The organism is Pseudomonas sp. AC463 (genome assembly GCF_979253585.1).
The window spans coordinates 1-647 of the sequence record NZ_CEEDDZ010000062.1 but is presented as its reverse complement, the minus strand read 5'-3'; the positions used below and the strand labels follow the sequence as shown (position 1 = coordinate 647).

The window sequence follows — 647 nt, the reverse complement described above, 5'->3', positions numbered from 1 at the left end:
GCACTATAAATCAAACGTTCAGGTCCGCCGCCAGCGATAACGATACATATCGCCCGGCGTTGAAGTACAATCCTTCCGATGCGTTGGCGACCCAGCGATAGGTATCGAACAGGTTGTTGACCTGCACCCGCGCGATCACGTCGCGTCCCGCCAGATGCAGCCGATGACGGGCCCCCAATGCCACGACGGGCCGCGACGGCAACCGCACGATATTGGCCTGATCCGCCAACGATCCGCCATGCCGCGTCACCTGCACATCCAGCGACGAGCCGTTCCATCCGGGCGGATGCAGGTCGAGTGCCAGCACGATCCGGCTGCGCGTGACGCCGACCGGGCGCGCGCCGATCGTGCCGTCTTCCACCAGCGCCCCGCTGACCCGCGGATCGAGCAGGACTGCCCCGGCGACGATACTGAGCGCAGGCGACGCGGTGCCGCTGAGCGATCCCTCGACGCCGCGGTGCCGGACTTCGCCGAGACGGCGGTAGATGTCGGCGCCGTCAGGTTGAAGTACGGCTTGCGCACGTCGAACAGGCCGATCGCGGCTTGCAGGGTCTTGCCGAGCGCGATCCTCAGCCCACCGTCGATCTGACGCGTGCGGAGCGCGGGCGGAGCGGCATTGCGGTTGACGGCGATGTCCGGGGCGACAT

General features: G+C 67.1%; 1 protein-coding gene. It reads right to left on the bottom strand.

Annotation, left to right across the window (positions count from 1 at the left end; all coding sequences use genetic code 11):
• Nucleotides 1-10 precede the first annotated feature (10 nt).
• The coding region (locus AC0IYH_RS29075) for a TonB-dependent receptor domain-containing protein (protein WP_471837468.1) at nt 11-647 on the bottom strand (637 nt) is incomplete at its 5' end.